This window comes from Flavobacterium sp. T12S277 (assembly GCF_048514875.1).
Lineage (GTDB): Bacteria > Bacteroidota > Bacteroidia > Flavobacteriales > Flavobacteriaceae > Flavobacterium.
On sequence record NZ_JBLYEG010000045.1, the window covers coordinates 1 to 4,533 of the forward strand.

Here is a 4,533-nt window from a genome sequence, read left to right on the forward strand (position 1 = left end):
GTAATTTGGTAAGTACCCGATACCGTGTTTGGATCTAAGGTTAATTTACCATCAGCGTCAATGCTCAATGGTCCTGTTTTGATTGGGGTTACATTGGTATTGGCTGCGGTTACTGCTACTCCATTTAAAGTATCATTTCCTGTTACATTTCCAACGGTAGTGGCTACTGTTGTACTTGGTGTTTGTACTGGATACGTATTGTCATCGTTGGCTACAATTGGGTTTTCTACTATAATAGTAACTGTAGCTGTCGCACAATTTGTTGTTGAATTTAAAACTTCACAAATTTGATAATCGAAAGTATAAGTTCCTGATGGCGTATTTGGCTTAACCGTAACGGCTCCTGTATTGGTATCGAAACTTAAAGCTGAAGGCAAAGTTGTAACCAAAGTAGTTATAACTTCATTACTGGCTACATTTTTACAGTTTAGAGAATCATTATCCAAAACACTTGGAACTGCAATTCCCCCCAGAACACCATTAAATGATGTTACACGGTCTTCAATAGCTTTGATTGGTCCTATTACTTTCACCGTTTGAGTACAAGTCTCAATATTTCCAGCAGCATCTGTAGCCGTCCAGGTTACAGTTGTGATTCCGATTGGGAAGCTTGATGGCGCATCGTTAGTTACCGTTACTACTCCTGAACAATTGTCTGAAGTCACTGGGGTACCTAAAGCAACTCCCGTAGCAGTACATGAATTAGCATCTGCCAAGACAGTAACATTTGCCGGACAAGTGATGGTTGGTTTTTGAGTATCGTTTACCGTTACCGTTTGAGTACAAGTCTCAGTGTTTCCTGCCACATCAGTAGCTGTCCAGGTTACAGTTGTGATTCCGATTGGGAAGCTTGATGGTGCATTGTTCGTTACAGTTACTACTCCTGAACAATTATCGCTCGTAGTTGGAGTACCTAAAACAACTCCGGTAGCCGTACAAGAACCTGCATCAGCCACAGCAGTAACATTTGCAGGACAAGTAATTGTTGGTTTCTCTGTATCGCTAACCGTTACGGTTTGCGTACAAGTTTGTGTATTTCCGGTAGCATCAGTAGCCGTCCAGGTAACCGTAGTAATACCTATTGGGAAGCTTGATGGTGCATTATTAGTCACGGTTACTACTCCTGAACAATTGTCTGAAGTTACTGGAGTGCCTAAAACAACTCCGGTAGCAGTACATGAACCTGCATCTGCCACAGCAGTAACATTTGCCGGACAAGTAATCGTTGGTTTTTGTGTATCGCTAACGGTTACGGTTTGAGTACAAGTCTGGGTATTTCCGGCAGCATCAGTAGCCGTCCACGTTACAGTGGTTACTCCTATTGGGAAGCTTGATGGTGCATCATTAGTTACTATTACTACTCCAGAGCAGTTATCGCTCGTTGTTGGAGTACCTAAAACAACTCCGGTAGCAGCACATGAATTAGCATCAGCCACAGCAGCAACATTTGCCGGACAAGTGATGGTTGGTTTCTGCGTATCGCTAACCGTTACTGTTTGAGTACAGGTTTGGGTATTTCCGGCAGCATCAGTAGCCGTCCAGGTTACCGTAGTGGTACCGATTGGGAAGCTTGATGGTGCGTTGTTCGTCACCGTTACTACTCCTGAACAATTATCTGAAGTCACTGGAGTACCTAAAACAACTCCCGTAGCAGCGCATGAACCTGCATCTGCCACAGCAGTAACATTTGCCGGACAAGTAATTGTTGGTTTCTGCGTATCGCTAACGGTTACAGTTTGCGTACAAGTTTGTGTATTTCCTGCAGCATCAGTAGCCGTCCAGGTTACGGTTGTTGTTCCGATTGGGAAGCTTGATGGTGCATTGTTGGTTACGGTTACAACTCCTGAGCAGTTATCGCTCGTGGTTGGAGTACCTAAAACAACTCCGGTAGCAGTACAAGAATTAGCATCAGCCAAAGCAGTAACATTCGCCGGGCAAGTAATTGTTGGTTTCTCTGTATCGCTAACCGTTACAGTTTGAGTACAAGTCTGGGTATTTCCGGCAGCATCAGTAGCCGTCCACGTTACGGTTGTGATTCCAATTGGGAAGCTTGATGGCGCGTTATTAGTCACCGTTACTACTCCTGAGCAGTTATCGCTCGTGGTTGGAGTACCTAAAGCAACTCCGGTAGCCGTACAAGAATTAGCATCAGCCACGGCAGTAACATTCGCCGGACAAGTGATGGTTGGTTTCTGAGTATCGCTAACCGTTACAGTTTGCGTACAAGTTTGTGTATTTCCGGCAGCATCAGTAGCCGTCCACGTTACAGTGGTTGTTCCGATTGGGAAGCTTGATGGTGCATTGTTCGTCACTGTCACAACTCCTGAGCAATTGTCTGAAGTCACTGGAGTGCCTAAAACAACTCCGGTAGCCGTACAAGAACCTGCATCAGCCACAGCAGTAACATTTGCCGGACAAGTGATGGTTGGTTTCTGCGTATCGCTAACTGTTACGGTTTGAGTACAAGTCTGCGTATTTCCGGCAGCATCAGTAGCCGTCCAGGTTACGGTTGTGATTCCGATTGGGAAGCTTGATGGTGCATCGTTAGTTACGGTTACTACTCCAGAGCAGTTATCGCTCGTAGTTGGAGTACCTAAAGCAACTCCGGTAGCAGCGCATGAACCTGCATCAGCCACAGCAGTAACATTTGCCGGACAAGTAATTGTTGGTTTTTGAGTATCGCTAACCGTTACGGTTTGAGTACAAGTCTCAATATTTCCTGCAGCATCGGTAGCGGTCCAGGTTACGGTTGTGATTCCGATTGGGAAGCTTGATGGTGCATTATTGGTCACTGTCACAACTCCTGAACAATTATCTGAAGTCACTGGAGTACCTAAAACAACTCCGGTAGCCGTACATGAACCTGCATCAGCCACAGCAGTAACATTCGCCGGGCAAGTAATCGTTGGTTTTTGTGTATCGCTAACTGTTACGGTTTGAGTACAAGTTTGTGTATTTCCGGCAGCATCAGTAGCCGTCCAGGTTACCGTAGTGGTACCTATTGGGAAGCTTGATGGCGCGTTATTAGTCACCGTTACTACTCCTGAGCAGTTATCGCTCGTGGTTGGAGTACCTAAAGCAACTCCGGTAGCCGTACAAGAATTAGCATCAGCCACGGCAGTAACATTCGCCGGACAAGTGATGGTTGGTTTCTGAGTATCGCTAACCGTTACAGTTTGCGTACAAGTTTGTGTATTTCCGGCAGCATCAGTAGCCGTCCACGTTACAGTGGTTGTTCCGATTGGGAAGCTTGATGGTGCATTGTTCGTCACTGTCACAACTCCTGAGCAATTGTCTGAAGTCACTGGAGTGCCTAAAACAACTCCGGTAGCCGTACAAGAACCTGCATCAGCCACAGCAGTAACATTTGCCGGACAAGTGATGGTTGGTTTCTGCGTATCGCTAACTGTTACGGTTTGAGTACAAGTCTGCGTATTTCCGGCAGCATCAGTAGCCGTCCAGGTTACGGTTGTGATTCCTATTGGGAAGCTTGATGGCGCATTATTAGTCACTGTCACAACTCCAGAGCAATTGTCTGAAGTCACTGGAGTTCCTAAAGCAACTCCGGTAGCAACGCATGAACCTGCATCAGCCACAGCAGTAACATTTGCCGGACAAGTGATGGTTGGTTTCTGAGTATCGCTAACCGTTACGGTTTGAGTACAGGTTTGTGTATTTCCGGCAGCATCAGTAGCGGTCCAGGTTACAGTTGTTGTTCCGATTGGGAAGCTTGATGGTGCGTTATTCGTTACGGTTACAGTTCCAGAGCAGTTATCGCTCGTGGTTGGAGTACCTAAAGTAACTCCGGTAGCAGTACATGAACCTGCATCAGCCACGGCAGTAACATTTGCCGGACAAGTGATGCTTGGTTTCTGAGTATCGTTTACCGTTACGGTTTGCGTACAAGTCTGGGTATTTCGGGCAGCATCAGTAGCTGTCCAAGTTACAGTTGTTGTTCCGATTGGGAAGCTTGATGGTGCGTTATTGGTTACGGTTACTACTCCTGAGCAGTTATCGCTCGTAGTTGGAGTTCCTAAAGTAACTCCGGTAGCAGTACATGAATTAGTATCTGCCACAGCAGTAACATTTGCCGGACAAGTGATTGTTGGTTTTTGAGTGTCGCTAACCGTTACAGTTTGAGTACAAGTCTGGGTATTTCCGGCAGCATCAGTAGCTGTCCAGGTTACGGTTGTGATTCCGATTGGGAAGCTTGATGGTGCATTATTAGTTACGGTTACAGTTCCAGTTCCAGAGCAGTTATCGCTCGTGGTAGGAGTACCTAAAGTAACTCCGGTAGCGGCACATGAACCTGCATCTGCCACAGCAGTAACATTTGCCGGACAAGTGATGCTTGGTTTCTGAGTATCGTTTACCGTTACGGTTTGCGTACAAGTCTGGGTATTTCCGGCAGCATCAGTAGCTGTCCAAGTTACAGTTGTTGTTCCGATTGGGAAGCTTGATGGTGCGTTATTGGTTACGGTTACTACTCCTGAGCAGTTATCGCTCGTAGTTGGAGTTCCTAAAGTAACTCCG

General features: G+C 46.1%; 1 protein-coding gene. It reads right to left on the minus strand.

Going from position 1 to position 4,533, the window contains the following annotated elements; all coding sequences use genetic code 11:
• The coding region (locus ACN1CN_RS22540; protein ID WP_419137908.1) for a beta strand repeat-containing protein at positions 1–4,533 on the minus strand (4,533 nt) is incomplete at both ends.